Annotated in this window: 3 protein-coding genes and 3 tRNA genes; all 6 read right to left on the reverse strand. The window is 62.9% G+C overall.

All coding sequences use genetic code 11. The annotated features are described in order from the left end of the window. Window positions 1–139: 139 nt before the first annotated feature. The 6 genes from BM060_RS31930 to birA all read right to left on the reverse strand — a co-directional run bounded on the left by BM060_RS31930 (window position 140) and on the right by birA (window position 2,933). A tRNA-Thr gene (locus tag BM060_RS31930) sits at window positions 140–215 on the reverse strand. 18 nt (window positions 216–233) lie between these two features. Next, window positions 234–307, reverse strand: a tRNA-Gly gene (locus BM060_RS31935). A 25-nt stretch (window positions 308–332) separates the two neighbouring features. Further along, window positions 333–417 (reverse strand) — tRNA-Tyr (locus tag BM060_RS31940). A 140-nt stretch (window positions 418–557) separates the two neighbouring features. Next, window positions 558–1,241, reverse strand: a complete 684-nt coding sequence (locus BM060_RS31945; RefSeq protein ID WP_074986566.1) for an SPOR domain-containing protein — start codon at window positions 1,239–1,241, stop codon at window positions 558–560. Window positions 1,242–1,249: 8 nt separating this feature from the next. Then, on the reverse strand, window positions 1,250–1,999 hold the full coding sequence (locus tag BM060_RS31950) for a pantothenate kinase (protein WP_074986569.1): 750 nt from the start codon (window positions 1,997–1,999) through the stop codon (window positions 1,250–1,252). Beyond that, window positions 1,989–2,933, reverse strand: a complete 945-nt coding sequence (birA, locus tag BM060_RS31955; RefSeq protein ID WP_074986572.1) for a bifunctional biotin--[acetyl-CoA-carboxylase] ligase/biotin operon repressor BirA — start codon at window positions 2,931–2,933, stop codon at window positions 1,989–1,991. Before birA ends, BM060_RS31950 begins: the two co-directional genes overlap by 11 nt. Window positions 2,934–3,460: the final 527 nt, after the last annotated feature.

Genomic DNA, 3,460 nt, shown 5'->3' on the forward strand with positions numbered 1-3,460 from the left:
CCGATGGTGCCGACGTTGACGTGCGGTTTGTTACGTTCAAACTTCTCTTTAGCCATTTTGACCGTCTCCCACTAGGAATTGAGAAAGCCGTATCACCGATAAAACAAAGGCAGATACTTTCATATCTGCCTTTGTTAAGTGGAGCTCATGAGCGGATTTGAACCGCTGACCTCACCCTTACCAAGGGTGTGCTCTACCAGCTGAGCTACATGAGCAAACATAAGCAGCAAGTCTGGAGCGGGTAGCGGGAATCGAACCCGCATCATCAGCTTGGAAGGCTGAGGTTCTACCACTGAACTATACCCGCGGAGCCTGACGCTCACGCTTGAAACTGGTGGAGGGGGAAGGATTCGAACCTTCGAAGTCTGAGACGTCAGATTTACAGTCTGATCCCTTTGGCCGCTCGGGAACCCCTCCGAGTGAGGCGGCATTCTACAGTCTGCCACCGCGTTGTCAACAGTTTTTTCTTTAAAAACTTGAGCTTAGCTCTTCGACAACGACTTCGTGGAATTCCCCTTTCAGGTCCCCCCTACGAAGCGGGCGCCATTCTATGCAAACTATTCGGCGGTTGCAACGCTTTTGCACGGCATTGTTTGCCTTTGCAATTCCGGGAAGTCCACGACCAGTTGGCGCAGCAGGCTATCGTCCGCCAGGCGCCGGCTCTCGGGGGCGATCTGCACCCAGAAATCATGACGATTGCGCCCCAGCTCCCGCACCAGGGCGTCGTATCCGGCAGTCTTCAGGCGCTCGACGACCGCGTTGGCCGAATCCTCGTTCTGGAAGATCCCCAGAGAAATGCCGTCAGTGAGGTCGCCCTCGGTGATGATGTAGCTGTCGATCTTGCGCGCCTGCAGCTCACGCAGCTGCCAGAGCGAAGCCTGGCGCGAGGCCAACGGCGGCAGGTAGACCCAGTAGTCGGTTCCGGCGGCGGCGTCGATCTTCTGCCGGCTCACATGCACGTCGAGACTGGTGAGGCGCTGCTCGAGCGCCTTGGCCCGGTTCTCGTCGGAGAAGGGACCGAAATAGAGGCACGCACTCTCCTGTGTCGGCGGCGCCCCGGCCACCTCCGACTGACGCCGCTGCGCAGACTCCGGCGACTCGCTGAGCAGGCGAATGTTCTTCTGCTCGCTGCGGTACAGGCTCAGGGGCGCGATTTCTTTCGCCCGCAAGGGCGTCTGCTGCTGATGCCAGATGAAGTAGAAGGCGTTCAGCACCAGGAGGAACAGAAAGAACCAACGCATGAGGGGTATTACTCCAGCGGGCAGGCGATGGCCAGGCCGGTAAAGACCAGGTCGGGAAGGATTCGCGCCTGGGGCAGCTCATCCCTGACCAGCTCGGCATCTCCGCCGGTGAGGAACACGGCGCAGTCGCCGCCGAGCAACTCGCAGGCCAACTGATATTGCTCGCGCACGAAACCGCGCAGCATCAACAGGCAGCCCCGCTCCACCGCTTCCGCGGTCTCGCGCCCCGGCGAGAGCCCCTGCAAGGCTTCGCGAGCCGCCGCGTCGTCGTAACGGATACGCCGGGTATGGGTGCGCAGTTGGCTCCGCATCAACGGCATGCCCGGGCAGATATAGCCCCCCAGGTGCTGCCCGGCGGCATCCACCAGGTCGGAGGTCACCGCGGTGCCCAGGTCGAGCACCAAGCACGCACCACCCGCCAATTTGTAGCCAGCCACCAGAGCCACCCAGCGATCCAGGCCGAGGCGCTGGTAGTCGCGATAGCCATTGCGGACACCGGCCAGGACCTCGGCCGGCTGCGCGATGCTCGCGTCTATGCCGAAAGCCTCGCTCAACGCCTGCACGAGCGACGCCGTTTCCTGTTCGCTGCGCACGCTGACCAGACGGCAATGACGAAGCGCGAGCCCCTCGCAGCCGCGCAGCCGCTTGAGCAGCGCAGCATCGGAATCCGCGACGCCGGAGGCAACGGTCGCCAACCCGGCGGAGCGGATCACCCGCCATTTGATCAGGCTATTGCCACAGTCCAGTTCAAGAATCATCAGACAACCTCAGACTCAACTCGCCCCCGCTGAAGCGGCTTTCCACGCCATCGACCTCGAGGCGCAACGCCCCCTGCTCGTCGATCCCCAACGCGCGACCGACGATCTGCTTGGCAGCGGTCGACAGCACGACATCGCGCCCTTGCCAGAGATGGAAGGACTCCCACTCCCGCTGGCTAGCCGCAAAGCCCTGTTCGCGATGACGAGCCAGGTGCCAGTCCAGCTCCCTGCTCAGCGCGGCGAGCAGTTCGTTGCGATCCACCGGGCGCCCCGCGGCTTCGCGCAAGGACGTCCAGGGCTGATCGATGCCTTCCGCGGCACGCATGTTCACATTGATGCCTATGCCGATGGCTACGCTGCACAGGTCTGCCGGGTCGCCGGTCAACTCCAGGAGAATGCCGGCCAGCTTCTTGCCATCAAGCAGAATGTCGTTCGGCCACTTCAGGCCGACACCGGCGATGCCGAGCGACTGGATGGCGCGCACCACGGCAAGGCCGACGACCAGACTCAGCCCTTCCAGTTCCTTGGGCCCTCCCCTCACGGAGATACCCAGGGTGCAATAAAGGTTGGCGCCGAACGGACTCACCCAGGCGCGCCCGCGCCGCCCCCTTCCCGCCGTCTGCCGCTCGGCCACCACGGCGAAGGGCGTGGCGGCGCCGGCATCCAGGCGGCGCATGACTTCGGCATTGGTCGAATCGACCGAGAACAGCACATCCAGAGGCCAGGGCGCCCGGACCCGTTGCGGATCGATGGCCACCAGCGGCTCGGCCAGGCGATAGCCACGGCCGCGCACGGATTGCACCTCCAGCCCGAACTCGCTCTCCAGGCCCTGCAGGCGTTTCCAGACGGCACTACGGCTGATACCCAGCGCCGCCCCCAACTCCTCGCCAGAATGGAATCGTCCATCGCCCAGTAGTTTCAGCAATATCTGCATATCGCGTCCCGCCACAATAAGGCACGCATGATATAGAGGCGCTTTCCGCTTGCCTATGCACTAGCGGCGGGCGAAACACCAGGAAATGCCCGGCGCCCCTTGTAGGGCGCATAACCGTTCGCGGTTATGGTCCGACGGCGGATAACGCCTGGGGCGCTATCCGCCCTACGCAAGATGCTTCTCGTAGGATGGTGTTGAGCGAAGCGAAACCCATCGCCATGGCCGCATGGGTTTCGCCGGGGTCCGAACCCGCCTGTAGGAGCGAGCTTGCTCGCGAATGAGCCCCTTCGAGGATTCTGTTCGCGAGCAAGCTCGCTCCTACGAAGAGCACCGCGGCACAGGCCTTCGCGGGCAGGGCCCGCTCCTACAGGAGCATGGAACGGCGTGGGTATCTGTTCCCATCCCCCCGGCTTTTCCGCCCCCAAAGCAAAACCCCCGACCAGCCAGGCTGATCGGGGGTTTTGGGATAGGTGCTTGACGATGACCTACTCTCACATGGGGAAACCCCACACTACCATCGGCGATGC

Origin of the sequence: Pseudomonas citronellolis (assembly GCF_900112375.1) — a bacterium.
Classification (GTDB): Bacteria; Pseudomonadota; Gammaproteobacteria; order Pseudomonadales; family Pseudomonadaceae; genus Pseudomonas; species Pseudomonas citronellolis.

Excerpts from the sequence above, each read along its gene's own strand:
- birA (WP_074986572.1), bottom strand. The coding sequence starts at position 2,933 with ATGCAGATATTGCTGAAACTACTGGGCGATGGACGATTCCATTCTGGC.
- BM060_RS31945 (WP_074986566.1), bottom strand. The coding sequence starts at position 1,241 with ATGCGTTGGTTCTTTCTGTTCCTCCTGGTGCTGAACGCCTTCTACTTC.
- BM060_RS31950 (WP_074986569.1), bottom strand. The coding sequence starts at position 1,999 with ATGATTCTTGAACTGGACTGTGGCAATAGCCTGATCAAATGGCGGGTG.